This is a genomic window from Enterobacter cloacae complex sp. IR5428 (assembly GCF_049238585.1).
Lineage (GTDB): Bacteria > Pseudomonadota > Gammaproteobacteria > Enterobacterales > Enterobacteriaceae > Enterobacter > Enterobacter intestinihominis.
In genome coordinates, this window is the sequence record NZ_JBMKHV010000004.1 from 68,796 (window position 1) to 87,922 (window position 19,127).

General features: G+C 56.5%; 17 protein-coding genes and 1 tRNA gene. 8 read left to right on the forward strand and 10 right to left on the reverse strand.

What is annotated here, in order from left to right; translation table 11 throughout:
• Window position 1: 1 nt before the first annotated feature.
• On the forward strand, window positions 2–1,591 hold the full coding sequence (gene yejF, locus ACOTXC_RS06865) for a microcin C ABC transporter ATP-binding protein YejF (protein ID WP_421767522.1): 1,590 nt from the start codon (window positions 2–4) through the stop codon (window positions 1,589–1,591).
• Between the two features lie 3 nt (window positions 1,592–1,594).
• On the opposite strand, the gene ACOTXC_RS06870 is transcribed toward yejF, so the two are convergent.
• The 3 genes from ACOTXC_RS06870 to rsuA all read right to left on the reverse strand — a co-directional run bounded on the left by ACOTXC_RS06870 (window position 1,595) and on the right by rsuA (window position 4,138).
• Window positions 1,595–1,939 (reverse strand): YejG family protein, encoded by a 345-nt coding sequence (locus tag ACOTXC_RS06870; RefSeq protein WP_003859372.1) that lies wholly within the window; start codon window positions 1,937–1,939, stop codon window positions 1,595–1,597.
• 276 nt (window positions 1,940–2,215) lie between these two features.
• A complete protein-coding gene (locus ACOTXC_RS06875) occupies window positions 2,216–3,415 on the reverse strand; it encodes a Bcr/CflA family multidrug efflux MFS transporter (protein ID WP_022648730.1) in 1,200 nt (399 codons plus the stop codon).
• A 15-nt stretch (window positions 3,416–3,430) separates the two neighbouring features.
• A complete protein-coding gene (gene rsuA / locus ACOTXC_RS06880) occupies window positions 3,431–4,138 on the reverse strand; it encodes a 16S rRNA pseudouridine(516) synthase RsuA (RefSeq protein WP_421767523.1) in 708 nt (235 codons plus the stop codon).
• A gap of 151 nt (window positions 4,139–4,289) precedes the next feature.
• Between rsuA and ACOTXC_RS06885 the strand changes: the two genes are divergently transcribed.
• Both ACOTXC_RS06885 and rplY read left to right on the forward strand, forming a co-directional pair.
• Complete coding sequence (locus ACOTXC_RS06885) at window positions 4,290–6,050, forward strand: DEAD/DEAH box helicase (RefSeq protein ID WP_022648732.1); 1,761 nt, start codon at window positions 4,290–4,292, stop codon at window positions 6,048–6,050.
• Between the two features lie 125 nt (window positions 6,051–6,175).
• Window positions 6,176–6,460 (forward strand): 50S ribosomal protein L25, encoded by a 285-nt coding sequence (gene rplY, locus ACOTXC_RS06890; protein ID WP_022648733.1) that lies wholly within the window; start codon window positions 6,176–6,178, stop codon window positions 6,458–6,460.
• 51 nt (window positions 6,461–6,511) lie between these two features.
• Here rplY and yejK read toward each other — a convergent pair whose 3' ends face one another.
• Window positions 6,512–7,519 carry a nucleoid-associated protein YejK gene (gene yejK, locus ACOTXC_RS06895; RefSeq protein ID WP_017693031.1) on the reverse strand — a complete coding sequence of 336 codons (1,008 nt, stop codon included), beginning with the start codon at window positions 7,517–7,519 and terminating at the stop codon, window positions 6,512–6,514.
• A 134-nt stretch (window positions 7,520–7,653) separates the two neighbouring features.
• Here yejK and ACOTXC_RS06900 point away from each other — a divergent pair, with 134 nt between their 5' ends.
• From ACOTXC_RS06900 to ACOTXC_RS06910, 3 genes are all read left to right on the forward strand, one after another.
• Window positions 7,654–7,881 (forward strand): YejL family protein, encoded by a 228-nt coding sequence (locus ACOTXC_RS06900; protein WP_001135586.1) that lies wholly within the window; start codon window positions 7,654–7,656, stop codon window positions 7,879–7,881.
• Window positions 7,882–7,900: 19 nt separating this feature from the next.
• Window positions 7,901–9,661 (forward strand): LPS biosynthesis-modulating metalloenzyme YejM, encoded by a 1,761-nt coding sequence (gene yejM, locus ACOTXC_RS06905; RefSeq protein ID WP_022648735.1) that lies wholly within the window; start codon window positions 7,901–7,903, stop codon window positions 9,659–9,661.
• Between the two features lie 73 nt (window positions 9,662–9,734).
• Window positions 9,735–9,811: transfer RNA gene (locus tag ACOTXC_RS06910), tRNA-Pro, on the forward strand.
• Window positions 9,812–9,877: 66 nt separating this feature from the next.
• Here the strand turns inward: ACOTXC_RS06910 and ACOTXC_RS06915 are convergent.
• Window positions 9,878–10,138: a DUF2534 family protein gene (locus ACOTXC_RS06915; RefSeq protein WP_006811332.1), complete on the reverse strand. Its 261-nt coding sequence runs from the start codon at window positions 10,136–10,138 to the stop codon at window positions 9,878–9,880.
• A 202-nt stretch (window positions 10,139–10,340) separates the two neighbouring features.
• Between ACOTXC_RS06915 and eco the strand changes: the two genes are divergently transcribed.
• A complete protein-coding gene (gene eco, locus ACOTXC_RS06920; protein WP_032622478.1) occupies window positions 10,341–10,850 on the forward strand; it encodes a serine protease inhibitor ecotin in 510 nt (169 codons plus the stop codon).
• A gap of 134 nt (window positions 10,851–10,984) precedes the next feature.
• Here the strand turns inward: eco and mqo are convergent, their stop codons facing one another.
• Window positions 10,985–12,634, reverse strand: a complete 1,650-nt coding sequence (gene mqo / locus ACOTXC_RS06925) for a malate dehydrogenase (quinone) (protein ID WP_421767560.1) — start codon at window positions 12,632–12,634, stop codon at window positions 10,985–10,987.
• Window positions 12,635–12,821: 187 nt separating this feature from the next.
• On the opposite strand from mqo, the gene ACOTXC_RS06930 reads away from it, so the two are divergent.
• Window positions 12,822–14,117, forward strand: coding sequence for a SulP family inorganic anion transporter (locus tag ACOTXC_RS06930; protein WP_421767561.1), 1,296 nt, complete (start codon window positions 12,822–12,824; stop codon window positions 14,115–14,117).
• On the opposite strand, the gene mgtE is transcribed toward ACOTXC_RS06930, so the two are convergent.
• The 4 genes from mgtE to ada form a co-directional block, all read right to left on the reverse strand.
• Window positions 14,080–15,516, reverse strand: coding sequence for a magnesium transporter (gene mgtE / locus ACOTXC_RS06935; RefSeq protein WP_006811337.1), 1,437 nt, complete (start codon window positions 15,514–15,516; stop codon window positions 14,080–14,082). The two genes, ACOTXC_RS06930 and mgtE, sit on opposite strands and share 38 nt — an antisense overlap.
• 140 nt (window positions 15,517–15,656) lie before the next feature.
• Entirely contained in the window at window positions 15,657–17,300 is a 1,644-nt protein-coding gene (locus ACOTXC_RS06940) for a multidrug ABC transporter permease/ATP-binding protein (RefSeq protein WP_046619099.1), read from the reverse strand.
• A 76-nt stretch (window positions 17,301–17,376) separates the two neighbouring features.
• Window positions 17,377–18,027, reverse strand: a complete 651-nt coding sequence (gene alkB, locus ACOTXC_RS06945) for a DNA oxidative demethylase AlkB (protein ID WP_421767524.1) — start codon at window positions 18,025–18,027, stop codon at window positions 17,377–17,379.
• Window positions 18,027–19,085, reverse strand: a complete 1,059-nt coding sequence (gene ada, locus ACOTXC_RS06950) for a bifunctional DNA-binding transcriptional regulator/O6-methylguanine-DNA methyltransferase Ada (RefSeq protein WP_063151796.1) — start codon at window positions 19,083–19,085, stop codon at window positions 18,027–18,029. The genes alkB and ada overlap by 1 nt, the downstream gene beginning before the upstream one ends.
• Between the last annotated feature and the right edge of the window lie 42 nt (window positions 19,086–19,127).

Genomic DNA, 19,127 nt, shown 5'->3' on the forward strand with positions numbered 1-19,127 from the left:
CATGACCCGGCCTCTTCTGAGCATAGAAAATCTGTCGATTGCGTTTTCAAAGCAGGGCGAATCTCGCCCGGTGGTGACGGATTTATCGTTGCAGATCCAGCGCGGAGAGACGCTGGCGCTGGTCGGGGAATCCGGCTCCGGTAAGAGCGTTTCGGCTCTGTCGGTGCTGCGCCTGCTCCCTTCCCCGCCGGTTAGCTATCCGCAGGGGGATATTCTGTTCCATGGACAATCCCTGCTGAACGCTGATGAGCAAACCCTGCGCGGCATTCGTGGCAATAAGATTGCCATGATTTTTCAGGAGCCGATGGTGTCGCTCAATCCATTGCATACGCTGGAAAAACAGCTCTATGAAGTGCTGTCACTTCATCGGGGAATGCGTAAAGAGGCAGCGCGGGGGGAAATTCTGGACTGCCTTGAACGCACCGGCATTCGTAATGCGGCGAAACGGCTGAACGATTTCCCGCATCAGCTTTCCGGCGGCGAGCGCCAGCGCGTGATGATCGCGATGGCGCTGCTGACGCGCCCCGAACTGTTGATTGCGGATGAACCCACCACCGCGCTGGACGTCACGGTGCAGGCGCAAATTCTGCAACTGCTGCGTGAACTGCGCGACGAGCTGAACATGAGCCTGCTGTTTATTACGCATAACCTGGGCATCGTGAAAAAGCTCGCTGACGCGGTGGCCGTGATGCAAAACGGCCGCTGTGTCGAACAGAACAGGGCAACTGCCCTGCTGAGCGCGCCTCAGCACCCGTATACACAGCGCCTGTTCGATAGCGAACCCTCTGGCGACCCGGTTCCGCTTAACGCTGACAGCGCACCGTTGCTGAAGGTTGAGGACCTGTCGGTGTCATTCCCGATCCGCAAAGGCATTTTGCGTCGCGTGGTCGATCACAATCATGTTCTGAAAAACATGAGCTTCTCTCTGCGTCCGGGCGAGTCGCTTGGGCTTGTGGGCGAATCCGGTTCGGGCAAAAGCACCACCGGCCTGGCGCTGCTGCGCCTGATCGCCTCGCAGGGAAGCATTCTCTTTGACGGCATGCCGCTGCAAAACCTGAGCCGCCGCCAAATGCTGCCCGTCCGCCCGCGGATGCAGGTGGTCTTTCAGGATCCGAACTCTTCGCTGAACCCGCGGCTGAGCGTATTGCAGATTATTGAAGAGGGCCTGCGCGTTCATCAGCCCGCGCTGACGGCACAACAGCGTGAAATCGACGTGAAGCGGGTGATGGCGGAAGTGGGTTTAGATCCCGAGACCCGGCACCGGTATCCGGCTGAGTTTTCCGGCGGACAGCGCCAGCGTATAGCGATTGCCCGCGCGTTGATCCTTAAACCGGAGCTGATCGTGCTGGACGAGCCTACCTCTTCACTGGACCGCACCGTGCAGGCGCAAATTCTGGCGCTGCTGAAGGGGCTACAGGAAAAGCATCGGCTGGCCTATATCTTTATCAGCCACGATTTACAGGTGGTGCGTGCGCTTTGCCATCAGGTGGTGGTATTGCGGCAGGGAGAAGTCGTTGAGCAGGGAGAGTGCCAGCGCGTATTCACTGCGCCTGCGCAGGATTACACGCGCCAGCTATTGTCCGCTGACTAGCACTCAGAAAGGATATTGACCGGAGAACGGTTCGGCAATGGCCACGCCGAAGTTTTTCAGACGGCAGGTCGCAGCAAATTCATCCTGGCTGTTAACAAACAGGCACGGCTCACCTTCGCATTCCAGCACGGAGCTGTCTACTTCGATGTCCGTCAGCGCCTGGCTGAGACGTTCCATAACCGGCCACGCATTTTCATCGCTCGGGCTAAGCAGCTTGAGCGCCACCAGACAATTATCCTCCCCGGCAACGCTTTGCGGAATCGGTTCAACTTTCGAACCTGCAAAACCCGTCGACCAGCGATAGCTCTGGGGCAAGCGATGGACAATGGAGAGTTGTAATGTATTCACGTTCAGATCCCCGGAAGCAAATTTACTTCACAATTTATTTACATTTATAGTAACACATCATCGCCAACCTGCACTGTTTAGCGGATTTTATAGGCGTTGCAGGCTCGCGTCGGCGCTATATGTACCCGTTTCTGCGATCTAACTCAACCTTTTTAAATACAATGATGTGACTTTTTACATAAATAGATTTTACATAAAAGAAACAAACACCGGGTAAACGAACCGAGGGTTGGTTGATATGGGTCAACAAAAAGGCCCGTTTCGGGCCTTAAGTGCTCATTTATGCGCCGTCTTACGGGGCCGGCTGGCGTAAAGATAGAAGAGGATGGAGCAAGTCGCGCAGAGGGCAATCGCCCACAGCATCGGCCAGGCAGTATTAAACGTCGCCATTGAGAGCAGTGCCCCGACAATCGCGCCAATCCCGAAACGGAACGTCCCTGCCAGCGACGAGGCGGTGCCCGCCATATGCGGGAATTCGTCGAGGATCACCGCCATCGCGTTGGATGAGACCATCGAGACGCAGCCAACAAACGCCGCCACGCCCACCACCAGCGCCCAAAAACCTACGCCCAACAATGCGCTCAATACCAGCCAGATAGCCATCACGAACTGGATCCACAGCCCGGCGCGGAACATATTCAGCGCCCCGACCCGCCGGACAAAGCGGCTGTTGATAATGGTCATCACAAACAGGAACACGATATTCAGCGCGAAGTAGTAACCAAAGTGCTGGGGTGACACATGGTTCAGTTCGATGTACACAAACGGCCCCGCGCTCAGGAACGAAAACATCCCGGCAAAGCTAAAGCCGCTGGCCAGCATATAGCTCAGCACGCGCTTATGGCGAAACAGCGAGGCAAAGTTGCCAAGCGTGGTGCGGACGTGAAACTTCTGACGGCGCTCGACCGGCAGCGTTTCATCGATAAAGACGAAGATCATCACCGAGGCCAGCAGCGCGGCAATCGCCAGGATCCAGAAAATCGCATGCCAGCTGAACCACACCAGCACCGCCCCGCCCACCATGGGGGCGACCAGCGGCGCAATGGTTGTGACCAGCATGACGAACGACATCATGCGTGAGAACTCTTCCTTCGGGTAGATGTCGCGCATCAGCGCGTTAATCACCACGCTTGCCGCAGCCGCAGCCAGGCCATGGAAGAAACGCATCACGATCAGCTGATCGATACTCTGCGCCAGCGCGCAGGCCACCGCCGCCGCGGCAAATATCAACGTCCCGCCCAGAATAACGGGTTTGCGCCCCAGGCTGTCTGCCATTGGGCCATAAAAGAGCTGGCCGAGCGCAAAACCAAGAATGTAGGTGCTGAGCGTCATCTGTGCGCTGCCTGCCGGTACGCCAAACTGCGCGGAAATCACCGGCAGCGCGGGCAGATACATATCGATAGACAGCGGCATCAGCATGGCCAACAGGCCAAGGATAAATACGATTTTAAACGACGAGTGTGGCCTGGTGGTCACAGGGTTCTCCTGAATTTAGCGTGAAAGCAGCCCGACGCTGGCAATCTCTTCTTCCGTCAGCGGGCGATATTCCCCTGGCGCCAGGTCTGGATCGAGTTCAATCGCGCCGATACGTTCACGATGCAGCCCCAAAACGTGGTTGCCCACGGCGGCAAACATCCGTTTCACCTGGTGGTAACGGCCTTCACTGATGGTCAGACGGACGTCCGTTGGGGTAATGACTTCCAGCACCGCCGGTTTGGTCAGATCTTTTTCATTATGTAGCTGAACGCCTTTCGCGAATTGCTCTGCCGTGTCATCCGAGACCGGCGACTCAAGTGTCACCCGATAGGTTTTCTCACAGTGATGGCGCGGGGAGGTGATGCGGTGCGACCACTGACCGTCATCGGTCATCAGCACCAGGCCGGTGGTATCAATATCCAGACGCCCTGCCGCATGCAGCTTGTGCGCCACAGGTTCGTCGAGGAAGTAGAGCACCGTCGGGTGATCCGGATCGTCCGTTGAACAGACGTAACCTTCCGGTTTGTTGAGCATGAAGTAGCGCGGGCCATTCTGCTGGGTCAGCGGGTTGCCGTCATACTCCACCTGGTGGTCAGGCTGGAGTTTAAAAGCGCTGTCTTTCACAATGTCGCCGTCCACGGTTACGCGGCTGGCGCGAATTTCACGCCCGGCAATAGCGCGGCTTACGCCGAGTTGCTGAGCGATAAACTTATCAAGTCGCATGAAATCTTTTTAGCCTTAATGGTGCTGGAAGTCGGACTACGCGTCCGAAAAAGAAGCAGTCAGAAACAGTTCAGTATAATGGTCTGGTTGCGCCACTCAAGGGAAAAAGTTTCGTGGCATACTATATGCGAGTTAACTGAATAGAGAAGCCATGACGTTCACACTACGCCCCTATCAGCAAGAAGCCGTTGATGCCACCCTCGCCTGGTTTCGCAAGCACCGGGAACCCGCCGCCATCGTGCTCCCGACCGGAGCCGGTAAAAGCCTGGTGATTGCCGAACTGGCGCGCCTGGCTCGCGGGCGCGTGCTGGTGCTGGCGCACGTAAAAGAGCTGGTGGCGCAAAACCACGCCAAATATTGCGCGCTCGGCCTGGAGGCCGATATTTTTGCCGCCGGGCTGAAGCGCAAAGAGAGCCACGGGAAAGTGGTGTTTGGCAGCGTACAGTCCGTTGCGCGCAACCTGGACCTGTTTCGCAGCGAGTTTTCCCTGCTGATTGTCGATGAGTGTCACCGCATCAGCGATGACGACGACAGCCAGTATCAGCAAATCCTCACTCATCTGAGAGAGGTGAACCCTCACTTACGCCTGCTTGGCCTGACCGCCACGCCATTTCGTCTGGGCAAGGGCTGGATTTATCAGTTTCATTATCACGGCATGGTGCGTGGCGATGAAAAGGCCCTGTTCCGCGACTGTATCTATGAGCTTCCGCTGCGCTACATGATCAAGCATGGCTATCTGACGCCACCGGAGCGGCTGGATATGCCGGTCGTGCAGTACGATTTCAGCCGCTTACAGGCGCAGAGCAACGGGCTGTTCAGCGAGGCGGATCTTAACCATGAGCTGAAAAAACAGAAGCGGATCACGCCGCATATCATCAGCCAGATTGAAGAATTTGCGCAAACGCGTAAAGGGGTGATGATTTTTGCTGCTACCGTCGAACACGCGCGTGAAATCACGGGGCTTCTGCCCACCAACGACGCGGCGTTAATTACCGGTGAAACCCCCGGGCCGGAGCGCGACAGCCTGATTGAGGCTTTCAAAGCCCAGCAGTTCCGCTACCTGGTGAATGTCTCCGTATTAACCACCGGGTTTGACGCACCGCACGTTGACTTGATTGCGATTCTTCGCCCAACCGAATCCGTCAGCCTGTACCAGCAGATTGTCGGCCGTGGCCTGCGCCTGGCACCGGGCAAAACCGACTGTCTGATCCTCGATTATGCCGGTAATCCGCACGATCTCTACTCCCCGGAAGTGGGCACGCCAAAAGGCAAGAGCGACAACGTGCCGGTACAGGTGTTTTGTCCGGCCTGCGGGTTTGCCAACACTTTCTGGGGCAAAACTACCGCCGACGGCACGCTGATCGAACATTTTGGCCGCCGCTGTCAGGGCTGGTTTGAAGACGATGAAGGCCATCGCGAACAGTGTGATTTCCGCTTCCGCTTCAAAAACTGCCCGCAGTGCAACGCCGAGAACGATATCGCTGCCCGCCGCTGTCGGGAGTGTGACACGGTGTTGGTCGACCCGGATGACATGCTGAAAGCGGCGCTGAAACTGAAAGATGCGCTGGTGCTGCGCTGTTCCGGCATGGTCTTACAGCCCGGTGCGGATGAAAAAGGCGAGTGGCTAAAGATTACCTATTACGACGAAGACGGCGCAGACGTGAGCGAGCGGTTCAGGGTCCAGACGCCCGCCCAGCGCACCGCGTTCGAACAGCTCTTTATCCGCCCGCATACCCGCACGCCCGGCGTGCCGCTGCGCTGGATAACCGTTGCCGATATCGTGCGCCAGCAGGCGCTGCTGCGCCATCCTGATTTTGTTGTCGCCCGTAAAAAAGGGCAGTTCTGGCAGGTGCGTGAGAAGGTCTTTGACTATGAAGGACGCTTTCGCCGGGCAAACGAATTGCGCGGTTAACGGGACTTTTCGTTGATGCGCGAGCCATTTGAGTATAAAATGCCGCCCGCTTCACATCCGTGAGGCAGAACACTCACCTGCTGCTGGGTCGCCTGTAGCAGGGTTTTAAATACAGAGAGAAATCAATGTTCACTATCGAAGCAGAAGTACGTAACGTGCAGGGTAAGGGTGCGAGCCGCCGCCTGCGTAACGCTAACAAGTTCCCGGCTATCGTTTACGGTGGCGAAGCTGCTCCAGTTGCAATCGAACTGGATCACGACAAAGTGTGGAACATGCAGAATAAAGCTGAATTCTACAGCGAAGTTCTGACCATCGTTGTTGGCGGTAAAGAAGAAAAAGTGAAAGTTCAGGCTGTTCAGCGTCACCCGTTCAAGCCAAAACTGTCTCACATCGACTTCGTTCGCGCGTAATCGCAAACCAGTCGAGAAAAACCCCGCTTCTGCGGGGTTTTTTTATGGCCGCTACTTACCGCCTGAGGTGCGACGCTGGAGCTGATCGCGCAGATTCGGCGGCGTGCCTTTAATGGTCAGCGTGTCGGTCGCCGGATCCCAGAAGATACGTTCCCCGAGCAGCATGGCATCAAAGTTAATGGTTAACCCACCGCCGCTACCGGCAAATTTCGTCAGCTGACGCAGCGTACTGCGATCCGCCGGGAAGCTCTCTTCCAGCTCATAGCCTTTTTCTGCGGTAAATTCCTGGAAGCTGACTTCGCTGACGCCCGCCAGCTCTTTGGACAGCGACTCCAGCTCAATCTCTTCCCCGGCCTGTAACTGCTCGTTACAGTAGCTGTAAACCTGCTGACGCACGGTCTGACGCTCAGATTTATCCAGCTGCGCCTCAGCGGTAAAGTCATCCACCGCCTGGAGCAGACCTTTGTTCTGCGCTTTGGCGTTCAGCCCTTCACTGGCACCGAGGAAGTCCATAAAGAAATCGGCCACTTTGCGGCCCACGCGGCCTTTAAGGAAGGTCAGGTAGCGCGTCGATTCCGGATTGGTTTCCCATTCAGTTAAATCAATACGCGCCACAATATCCGCATGGTTGATATCCAGATAGTGCGTTGAGCTGATATCCAACTGCTCGTTCACACGCATGCTGCTTAAATTATTCAGCACGGTGACCAGCAGATACTCTACCGCCAGATAGCGGTAGTGGCAGAACAGGACGATACCGCCATCGGCGAAGGGATATTTCGCCAGTTCGTCACGAAGACGGCCGGTTGCAGCGCGGCTGAATGCCAGGAAATCCTCTTCGCCCTGACGTTGCAGGCGCAGGCTATCCGCCAGCTCGCTCTCTTCGCTGAACAAGCCATAGGCTTTATTTTTCGCGCTGTAGACGCGATGCAACTCCGCCATCATCTCGACAACGGTAGGCGTTGGTTCCAGTAACGAATCGCGTAGCACCACTTCAAGGGTTTGCTCATCACGCTTGATAAGCTGGTGCAAGGCAATCTGGTTGATTTCCAGACTCATGATAAACTCTCCTTTTAGACCGGGCGGTATTCAACCACCATCAACGCATGTGTGCAACAGAAGATAAAAAAGGGGAAAAAAAGCTGTTGCTACGGTAATATGTCGCCCTTCTCTCAACAAACTGATTTTGATTTATGCCACAACATTCCCGCTACAGTGACGAACACGTTGAACAACTGCTCAGTGAGCTGGTCAACGTACTGGAAAAACATAAAACGCCAACCGATCTCTCCCTGATGGTTTTGGGAAATATGGTTACCAACCTGATCAATACCAGCGTTGCTCCGGCTCAGCGTCAGGCGATCGCCAAATCTTTCGCCCAGGCTTTGCAGTCATCAGTTAGCGACGACCAGGCACACTAAGGGAAACGAACAACAGTTTATGGTGACGAATCGTCAGCGCTACCGTGAAAAAGTCTCCCAGATGGTCAGCTGGGGGCACTGGTTTGCCCTGTTCAACATTCTGTTGGCGATGGTGCTCGGCTGCCGTTATCTGTTTGTGGCAGACTGGCCAACCACGTTAACCGGGCGTATCTACTCGTGGATGAGCCTTGTTGGTCACTTTAGCTTTCTGGTCTTCGCCACCTATCTGCTGATCCTGTTCCCACTGACGTTTATCGTCATGTCGCAGCGGCTGATGCGCTTCCTGTCCGCCATTCTTGCGACGGCGGGCATGACGCTGTTGCTTATCGACAGCGAAGTCTTTACCCGGTTCCACCTGCACCTGAATCCTGTCGTCTGGGAGCTGGTGATTAACCCGGATCAGAACGAGACCGCCCGCGACTGGCAGCTGATGTTTATCAGCGTGCCGATTATCCTGCTAATCGAAATGTTGTTCGCGACGTGGAGCTGGCAAAAGCTCCGCAGCCTGACCCGACGCCGACATTATGCGAAGCCCGTCGCGGCGCTCTTTTTCGCCTCATTTATCGGTTCGCACCTGATGTATATCTGGGCAGATGCGAACTTCTACCGCCCTATTACCATGCAGCGCGCGAATCTGCCGCTCTCCTATCCGATGACGGCACGTCGTTTCCTTGAAAAACACGGTCTGCTGGACGCGCAGGAGTATCAGCGTCGTCTGGTCGAACAGGGTAATCCGGAAGCGGTCAGCGTGCAGTATCCCCTGAGCGATCTGAAATATCGCGACATGGGGCGCGGTCAGAACGTGCTGCTGATTACCGTCGATGGCCTGAACTATTCTCGCTATGAGAAGCAAATGCCTGCCCTGGCTGAATTCGCTGAGAACAACATCGTATTCACTCAGCACATGAGTTCCGGTAATTCGACCGACGCGGGTATTTTCGGTCTGTTCTACGGCATTTCACCGAGTTATATGGACGGCGTGCTGTCGGCCCGTATTCCGGCTGCATTGATTACCGGGCTTAATCAGCAGGGCTACCAGCTGGGGCTGTTCGCCTCTGATGGTTTCAACAGCTCGCTGTACCGCCAGGCGCTGCTGTCTGATTTCTCACTGCCAGCCGCGCAGAGCCAGTCTGACGATCGGACTGCTGACCAGTGGATAGACTGGCTGAAGCGCTATGCACAGGAAGATAACCGCTGGTTCTCCTGGGTTGCGTTTAACGGCACAAATCTTGATGACAGCAATCAGAAAGGCTTCGCGCGCCGCTATAGCCGTGCGGCGGGTGATGTCGATGCGCAGATCGCTCGCGTGCTGACCGCCCTGCGCGACGCGGGCAAGCTGGACAATACGGTCGTCATTATCACGGCGGGGCATGGCGTGCCGCTCGGCGACGAAGCGAAGGGCATGGACTGGTCGCGTCCGAACCTGCATGTCCCGCTGGTGATCCACTGGCCGGGCACTCCCGCGCAACGCATCAACATGCTGACCGACCATAAAGACGTCATGACCACGTTAATGCAGCGGCTGCTGCACGTTAGCACGCCGGCAATTGAATACTCGCAGGGACAAGACCTCTTTAGCGCCACGCGGCGTCATAACTGGGTCACGGCTGCTGGCGAAAACACGCTGGTGGTGACCACGCCGACGCTGTCCCTTGTGCTGAACAGCAACGGCAATTACCAGACGTACAGCCTCGAAGGTGAGAAGCTGAAAGACCAGAAACCGCAGCTCAGCTTGCTGTTGCAGGTGCTGACAGACGAGAAGCGCTTTATCGCTAACTGATTATTTATGAATCAGTTAGCGTTGCTTCCCCCTTGCAATCAAAAAGGAATCGAGTAGTATTCCTTTTATGCGTCGGCACGTAGCGCAGCCTGGTAGCGCACCGTCATGGGGTGTCGGGGGTCGGAGGTTCAAATCCTCTCGTGCCGACCAAAACTACACAAAAAAACCAGCCGCTTATGGCTGGTTTTTTATTACCTGTCTTCGCATGCACAATGCTTAGTGCTTCTCACGCCCACCGAGAAAGAAAATCCCCAGCGGAATCGCCAGCAGGACGGTGAACACCAGACTGTAAACAAAGATCATCGCTGATTGCAGGACAAACATGCTGGTTGTCCACGCAGAGAGCGGGATGTTGTACTGCTCGATCACGCCGACAATGGTTGCTCGCCCCACGCATGCAGCAGCAATCATAAACACAACCAGTAACGCCAGCAGGAACTTGCGGCCTTCAGGTGTCTTCAGTTTTTCCCGTACCATCTCTTCTCCCTTTACAGATGAATAACAATAATTAACGCGTAAAATAACACGATCTCTGCACCGACTCCACCACAGCATTAAACACCAATAAAAGAGCATAAAAGCAGTGCTTTACTCCGTTTAAAATGAAAACGTGAGTAAATTACGCCAACCATTCACATACATTATGTTAGTCTTTTCGGGATCGTTTTAACAAAAAGGAATGACAGTGAAAAACGCACCTAAATTTGCCATCGCCCTTATCGCCGCTGCGTGCGCGAGCACCAGCGCTTTCGCCAGCGAAACCCCAAAAGAGCAGCCGCTGGAAAAAGTTGCCCCGTATCCGCAAGCGGACAAAGGGATGAAGCGCCAGGTTATTCAGCTCCCGGCTCAGCAGAATGAAGGGAATTTCAAAGTCGAGCTGTTAATCGGCCAGACGCTGGAAGTGGACTGCAACCAGCATCGTCTGGGCGGCCAACTGGAAAGCAAAACGCTGGAAGGCTGGGGTTATGACTACTATGTCTTCGACAAAGTAACCTCGCCAGTCTCCACCATGATGGCGTGCCCGGACGGCAAGAAAGAGAAGAAATTTATCACCGCCTATCTGGGTGATAACAGTCTGCTGCGCTATAACAGCAAGCTGCCGATTGTCGTTTATACGCCGGAAAACGTGGATGTGAAATATCGCGTATGGAAGGCGGATGAGACGGTAGGACAAGCAGTAGTTCGTTAAAAATAAGTCGGGTGGCGCTCACGCTTACCCGACCTGGAAAGGGTGCGTTCTGGTGCCCTCACCCCAACCCTCTCCCGGTGGGAGAGGGAGAAAACACGAAAAACGGTAACGGATGTTACCGTTTTGCGTTTAGCTTACAGCGCGATATCCGCCACCGGCTTGTTTTCCGCCTGAGGCTTCAGCTCTGCCTGTGGCGCAGCATCCGCAGCCTGCGGTTTGACGTATTGCAGTTGCAGAACGCGACTGGTGTATTCCAGCTCTTGTTCCGTGGCGTCAACGTTACCGTTCAGCTTCGTACCGTAGGATGGAATAATGGTTTTCAGCTTCGCCTGCCATTCCGGGCTGGATACTTTGTCCTTAAACACTTTTTCCATCAGGTGTAGCATGATTGGCGCAGCGGTAGACGCCCCCGGGGATGCTCCCAGCAGCGCGGCAATAGTGCCATCCTTATCGCTTACTACTTCGGTACCCAGACGCAGCACACCGCCCTCTTTCGGATCGCGTTTGATGATCTGCACGCGCTGACCCGCCTGCCACAGACGCCAGTCTTCTTTCTTCGCCTGCGGATAGTACTCTTTCAGCGCCTCGAAGCGTTCTTCATCAGAGAGCATCACCTGGCTAATCAGGTATTTCACCAGATCGAAGTTATCCAGTCCCACGTCCATCATTGGCTTGACGTTCGACGTCGTGGTCGCGCTCAGCAGATCCCAAAGGGAACCGTTTTTCAGGAACTTGGTGGAGAATGTGGCGAACGGCCCGAACAGCACTACGCGCTTACCGTCCAGCATACGGGTGTCGATATGGGGAACGGACATCGGTGGCGCACCAACAGAAGCCTGACCGTACACTTTAGCCAGATGACGGTTAACCACTTCAGGGTTTTCCGACACCAGGAACTGGCCGCCAACCGGGAAGCCGGCGTAGTCGTCCGCTTCCGGAATACCGGACTCCTGCAACAGTTTCAGCGCCGCGCCGCCAGCACCGATAAACACGAACTTCGCCTTAATCACATGCTCGGCTTCGTTGTTTTTCAGATCGACAACGGTCACGCTCCAGCTGTTATCCGCGTTGCGCTTGAAACCACGCACTTCGGAGCTGAGTTGCAGGTTAAAGTTCTCTTTTTTCTTCAGAGAGGCCACCAGCTGACGGGTGATTTCACCGTAGTTAACGTCAGTACCAATTTCAGTGCGGGTCGCCGCCACTTTCTGGTTCGGATCGCGGCCTTCCATAACCAGCGGCGCCCACTCTTTGATTTGAGCATGATCTTCAGAGTATTTCATCCCGCGGAACAGCGTGCTCTGTTGCAGGGCTGCGTAGCGCGCGCGCAGGAAGTTGACGTTTTGATCGCCCCACACAAAGCTCATGTGCGGAACGGTGTTGATGAAGGAGTGCGGATTGTGCAACACACCGCTGTTCACCTGGTGAGACCAGAACTGACGTGAGATCTGGAACGCTTCGTTGATCTCTACCGCCTTCTCGATACTAATGGAACCGTCCTTTTTCTGCGGCGTATAGTTCAGTTCCATAAGTGCCGAGTGCCCCGTCCCGGCGTTATTCCAGCCGTTAGAGCTTTCCTGCGCCACGCCATCAAGGCGCTCGACCATGGTCATGGACCAGTTCGGCTCTAATTCCTGAAGATATGTGCCCAGCGTGGCGCTCATGATGCCGCCACCAATTAAAAGGACATCCGTTTCCTGCTCTTTTGGTGCGTCAGCCTTCGCCGCCAGCGAGACGGCGTTCAGCCCCACGGCCAGAGAAAAGAGCACGGCAGTCATTTTTTTCATCATTTATGCCTTAGTTGAATAGTGCTTGATGCGTAGAAATTACAGGTGAAACACGCTGCGGTGGCACGGTAGCAACTTTTAAATATTGTTTAAAGGTTACGAAATTATTGTAATTGTGAAATTTAATGATGGATTGTTTGTAGGGTTTTGGCATACAGGCTGGCACCCGACGATTTTCCTGGCTATGATGCTGCACTTTGTGATCGCGCGCACGGAAGCCTGCCCCTACCAGCGAATTGTTATGTCATTACCTCACTCGTCTGTACCCCAAGAAGGCCATGTCGCCACCGTTTTACGTTCGCCTCAACGTCTGATGCGCGAAACCCTGGCCGGCGTGATTACCGCGCTGGCGCTGATCCCGGAAGTGATTTCGTTTTCCGTGGTCGCGGGCGTGGATCCGAAAGTGAGCCTTATCGCCTCCGTGGTGCTCTGTTTCGCCCTTTCCCTGATCGGCGGGCGTCCGGCCATGGTGACGGCGGCGGCCGGTTCCGTCGCGCTGGTGATTGGCCCGATGGTCCATCAACACGGCGTACAGTACATTCTGCCCGCGGTGGTGATGGCTGGCGTGATTCAGATCCTGTTCGGCGCGCTGGGAATGGCGCGGCTGATGCGCTTTATTCCCCAGTCGGTGATGACCGGGTTTGTTAACGCCCTTGGCATTTTGATTTTCTTTGCCCAGGTGCCCCATTTCTGGAGCCGAAGCCCGCTGATAGTAGGCCTGTTCGTGCTGACGCTGCTGATTGTGCTGTGGGTGCCACGCTATATTAAAAGCGTACCCTCCCCGCTGATTGCCGTTGTGCTGCTGACTTTGTTCACCGTCACCAGCGGGCAAATCCTGCCGACGGTAGGGGATGAAGGCTCCATGAGCGGCGGTTTGCCGGGCTTTACGCAACTGCTGGTGCCGCTCAATCTGGAAACCCTGAGCATTATCTGGCCGTGCGCGCTAAGTATCGCTTTTGTTGGCCTGCTGGAATCGCTACTGACGGCTAAGCTGGTGGATGAACTGACCGTTACCCCTTCAAGCAAGCGCCGCGAGAGCATCGGTCTGGGCGTGGGGAATATTATGGCCGGGTTCTACGGCGGCATTGCGGGCTGCGCGATGATTGGGCAGACCATCGTTAACGTGGAGATGGGGAAAGGCAGAAGCCGTATCTCCACCCTTGCGGCGGGTATCGTACTGCTTGTGCTGGTTACGGCGCTCAGCGAGGTGATGGCCAAAATCCCGATGGCGGTACTGGCGGGTATTATGGCCATTGTGGCCGTCAAGACCTTTAGCTGGCATAGCGTTCAGCCCGGCACGCTGAAAAACGCGCCGGTGGCTGAAACCGTCGTGATGCTGGTGACGGTTGTGGCAACGGTTTACACCGGCAACCTGGCGATTGGCGTGCTGGGCGGGATTGTGATGATGTTCATCCTCCCTGCCCGACTTAAGCAAAAAGCACTGGCTACAGAAGAAAAATCGTCGCCAGTCCAAGAAAAATAAAGAAACCGCCGGTATCGGTAATGGCGGTGATCATCACGCTCGACCCCACCGCGGGGTCGCGCCCCAGCCGGGTCATCGTCAATGGGATAATCACGCCCATCATCGCCGCCACCAGCAGGTTCAGCACCATCGCCAGCATCATGACCCCGCCCAGCGCCATATCATCGTACAGCCACCAGGTAATGCCGCCCATGATGCCGCCCCAGACAAGGCCGTTAATCAGCGCGACGCCCATCTCCCTGAAAATCAGCCACGAAAAATTACCCGGCTGAATGTTTTCCAGCGCCAGGGCGCGAACGATCATGGTGATTGTCTGGTTGCCGGTGTTCCCGCCGATCCCCGCCACAATCGGCATCAACGACGCCAGGGCCACCAGCTGGGAAATGGTATGTTCGAAGCCGTCAATAACGCGGGACGCCACGAACGCGGTGCATAAATTGATGGCGAGCCACGCCCAGCGGGTTTTGACGGCCTTGCCGACGGAGGCATGAACATCGTCTTCGGCACTGATACCGCCAAGGGCACGCAGGTCGTTATCGGTCTCTTCATAGACCACGTCAACGATCTCATCAATGGTCAGACGCCCCATCAGCTTGCCCACCGAATCCACCACCGCCGCGCTCACCAGGTCATCACGTTCGAAGGTACGCGCGGCTTTTTCGGCATCGTCTTCCGGCGAGAAGACCATCGGCTCGGTTTCCATGACCTCACTTACCCGCTGCTGGGTGCTGTTCAGCAGGATCGTTTTCAGCTCCAGCTCCCCGAGCAGGGTTTTATCCCGCGAGGTGACGAACAGTTTATCGGTGTTGTCCGGCATACTGCCCAGGCGACGAAGATAGCGCTGCACCGTACCCAGGGTGACGTCCGGACGCACGGTGATGACGCCAAACTCCATGATCGCGCCGACGCTGTTTTTCTCGTAGTGCATCACCTGACGCACGCGCGCCCGCTCCTCGGCAGGCAGGGAAGCCAGCAGGCGTCCGGTCAGGTTGCGCGGAAGATGCTGAACGAGGTAAATCTGCTCATCGATATCCAGCGTTTGCAGGGCGTCAAGAATGTCCCGATCGCTCATCTCATCGATAAGGTCATCCCAGACGTTTTCCGAGGCTTCAAGCAGCACCTGACCGCGCTCATGATCCTGCACCAGCCGCCACAGGGCGTGGCGCTCCTCGGAAGGCAATGCCTCCAGGGTGTCCGCCAGATCCGGAGGTGGTAAATGTGCAACCAGCGCACCTACCTCAGCAATATCGTCGGCCAGCGTGCCGACATCATATTGCTCAGCCAGGGTTAGCTTACCCAATAACGTTGACGTGACCGCTTTATCGGTCGTCAGGAGCCAGATGAGCCGCGCACGCTCCTGGTCACGCTGCCTGGCGCTGTTTTTCTTTAATACCGACATCAATCATAAATCCATTAAATGAGTTGGCGTTAAGCATAGCGCGGGGATATGTAAATAAGAATAAACGGCGGGTCGGGATGGAGAAAAAAACGGCATATATGAAAAATGAGTGTGCCGGGGGCCACCCGGCACAATTGCAATCAGGCCGTGCGCGCCACCGCGTCCCGTGACGCCGCATCGCGCTCATCGCCGGTCAGCTCGCTCAGTTTGCCGTCGCGCATCTCCAAAAGACGGTCGGCGTGAATGAAGTAGTGATCGTCATGGCTGATGGCAAAAATGGTTTTCCCCATCGCCTGCATCAGCGGCAGCAGGACCTGATAAAACTCGCGACGGAAGTGCGGGTCCTGATCGGCGGCCCATTCATCCAGCAGGATGATGTCGCGCTCTTCGGCCAGCGCCAGCAGCAGCGCCACGCGCTTCTTCTGCCCTTTCGACAGCTTGAGATTCAGGATTTTGCCATCCTGTAGCTCCAGCTTGTGTGACATTTGCAGATGCGCAAGCCACTTCTCCACCAGCGCCGGATCCGCCTGCTGCCCTTCCGGGCCCAGCAGCCGGTCGAACAGCCAGACGTCGGTAAATACCGCCGAAAAGAGCTTGCGGTAGTCCTCCGGTTTCTCCGCGCTCAGCGCTTTGCCATCCAGCAAAATTTCGCCTGACTGCGGCTGATAGAGGCCCGTCAGCAGCATCGCCAGCGTGGATTTGCCGCTGCCGTTACCGCCGATCAGGAACAGCAGTTCGCCGCGGTGAATGGTCAGATTTATCGGCCCCACGGAGAAGGCGTTATCCTGATAGCGGAAGGTCACGTTACGCAGCTCAAGCGTTTGCCAGTTCGGAAAGGCCTGCGGGCGCGGGAACTCAGACTTAAACGGCGCAAGGTCGAACTTCTTCAGCTTGTTGAAGGCCACCTGTGCGCTCAGCAGCGTCGGTAGTGCGCCAACGGCCGACAGCAGCGGCGTGCGTAAAAACAGCAGCGTCAGGGAGTACGTTGCCGCCACGTTGGTATCCGCCCACCCCAGGCTGTTCGCCATCCAGAACACCAGGCCAATGGCACCCAGCATCATGATGTTGGACCAGTTCACGGCGCTCAGGTGGAACGTATCGGCGCGAATAATGTGATGACGATATTCGTGCGCATCCGGGATATAGAGATGGTTGAAGATATGTTCGGCGCGCTCGCGGTTCAGCGTCAGCTCTTTGCGCCCTTCCAGCACTGTCTGATAATCGTTATAGAGCTTGTCTTCCGTTTCGCGCAGCACCGCCATGTGCTTATAGACGCGTGATACCAGCAGGAACCCGCCCCAGATGGTAATAACAATCCACAGCGCCGTTACCGCCAGCATTTTGCTGGAGAGCCAGGCGAGATAGGCTGCCGAGCCAAAGGTCAGGATGATCCCCTGCACCAGCTCCGGCAGGCGCACAAAGGCGATGGTAATGGCGCGCACATCGCTGGTCAGCCCCGCCAGCAGAGAAGCACTTCCCAGCTGTTCGATGCGTTCCACTTGAGTATCAAGGATCCGTTTGATGAACTCGCTGCGCAGACGGAAAACGAAGTGGTGGCCGAGCGCGGTCAGCGCCAGCTGTGACCCGAGCGTGACTGCCATCAGCAGCAGCAGTAAACCCAGAAATTCCGGCAGGACGGAGAGTGACGTGTCGACCATTTCGATCAAACGCACGTTAATGAAGGCAATCAGGCCGATCCCCAGCGCCGCGCTGGCAAGGCTTAGCGCCATCACCGCGATAAAAGGCCAGCGATACTGCCGCCAGACAAGAAGAAGTAGTTGCATGCAGAGCAATCCGGACAAGAAAAATCAGCCAGCAGTGTAAACTGCCTTTCACACACATCAAGAATAATTCTTATTTTTATTCTCTGTACGCTGCCTGGCGGAACGTGAGGTTGTAGCGAAACGCCCCCGCCACCGGGTGATCGCCATTTTTAAGCGGCTGAATGCCGTGATAAAAAAGCCGTGATTCACCGCCCCAGACCACCACATCGCCATGCTCCAGCATCAGCCGTTTGAGCGGGTCGTTGCGCCGCAGGCCGCCAAACTGAAAGACAGCGGGCAACCCAAGGGATACCGAGACAATCGGCGCGCGCAGGTCAGGCTCGTCCTTATCCTGATGCAGGGAGAGTTTTGCGCCGACGGCATAGCGGTTGATCAGACAGGCATCGGGACGAAAATCAGGATAGCCGGCCGCGACGGCGGCATCGTGACACAGCGCCTGAAACGCCTCCGGCATCGGCGGCCACGGCCTCTCCGTCAGCGGGTCGTTCGCGGCATATACATAGCCCCGCTCATTCGTCGCCCATCCCAGTTCGCCGCAGTTGGTCATCGCCACGGACATGGTATACCCGCCCGGCGTGACCATATGGCGAAACGGCGAACGGGCGGTGACGGTATCAATACCGTCGAACAGCGCCGCCGCGCGGGAAAGCGCAAAACGTCTCAGGATCGTCGCCCCCGGCGCGAGCGGCTCCTGCCAGGGTTCAGCATCAGCAAAAAGATCGAGCATTATCCCTCCGGGTTGTTCGCCTCACGTTTCAACAATAGCACCTTACGCGCTGCGCCCCAGCGATAACCCGACAGCGCACCGTCGTTACGCACCACGCGGTGACAGGGGATAACTATCGCCAGTTTGTTGGCTCCGCAGGCCCCCGCCACGGCACGTACGGCATTGGGTTTACCAATGGCCTTCGCCACCTGCTGATAGCTTGCCGTTTCACCGCAGGGGATAGCCCGCAGCGCCTGCCAGACCTGCTGCTGGAAGGCGGTACCCCGGATATCCAGCGGCAGCGTCAACGGCGTCGCGCGGCTGTCGACAGAGGCAATCACCTGACGAACACGCCCGGCAAATGCGCCTTCCATCGGTTCGCGGACGGCAAGCGGAAACAGTGACAGCAGCTCAGCCGTCAGCCCGGCGTCGTCATCACCCAGCAGTATTGCGCAGATCCCGCGCTCGCTTTCCGCCACCAGACAGTGGCCCAGCGAGCAGTCGCTGATGGCATAGCGGACCGCAGCCTCTCCGTTACGGTACTGTTTCGCCGTCATGCCCAGCGCGCCGTTGGCTTTACGGTAGTAGCTGCTGCCGTCCGGGAAGCCAGCGGCCAGTACGGCGTCGGTGATTTTACCGCCCTGTGCAAGCAGGCTACGCAGGCGTTGTTCACGCGCAGCCTGCTGCCATGCTTTCGGCGTCATGCCGGTAACGGATTTAAACAAGCGGTGGAGATGGAACGGACTCATGCCAACCTGCTGCGCCAGTGCCTCCAGGTTCAGCGCGGCATCCTGCTCAAGCAGTCGGCAGGCCAGCGCAACGTTGGCCTTTTTCTGCGCCATAGGGTCGACCTGGTCCGGCCTACAGCGCTTACAGGGGCGGAAACCCGCCTGCGCGGCCTGGTGAGCATCAGGATAAAAGCAGACATTTTTACGCAGCGCGTGGCGGGCACGGCAGGACGGACGACAATAAATGCCGGTCGTCTGCACGGCAAAGACAAACTGGTTATCCGCACGCGGATCGCGGGCCAGAACAGCCTGCCAGCGATCCTCATCGGTAAGATAGGTTGTGTTTTTCATCATCGGCTCCTCTTACAAGCATACGCTCAGCTTGCCTGAACG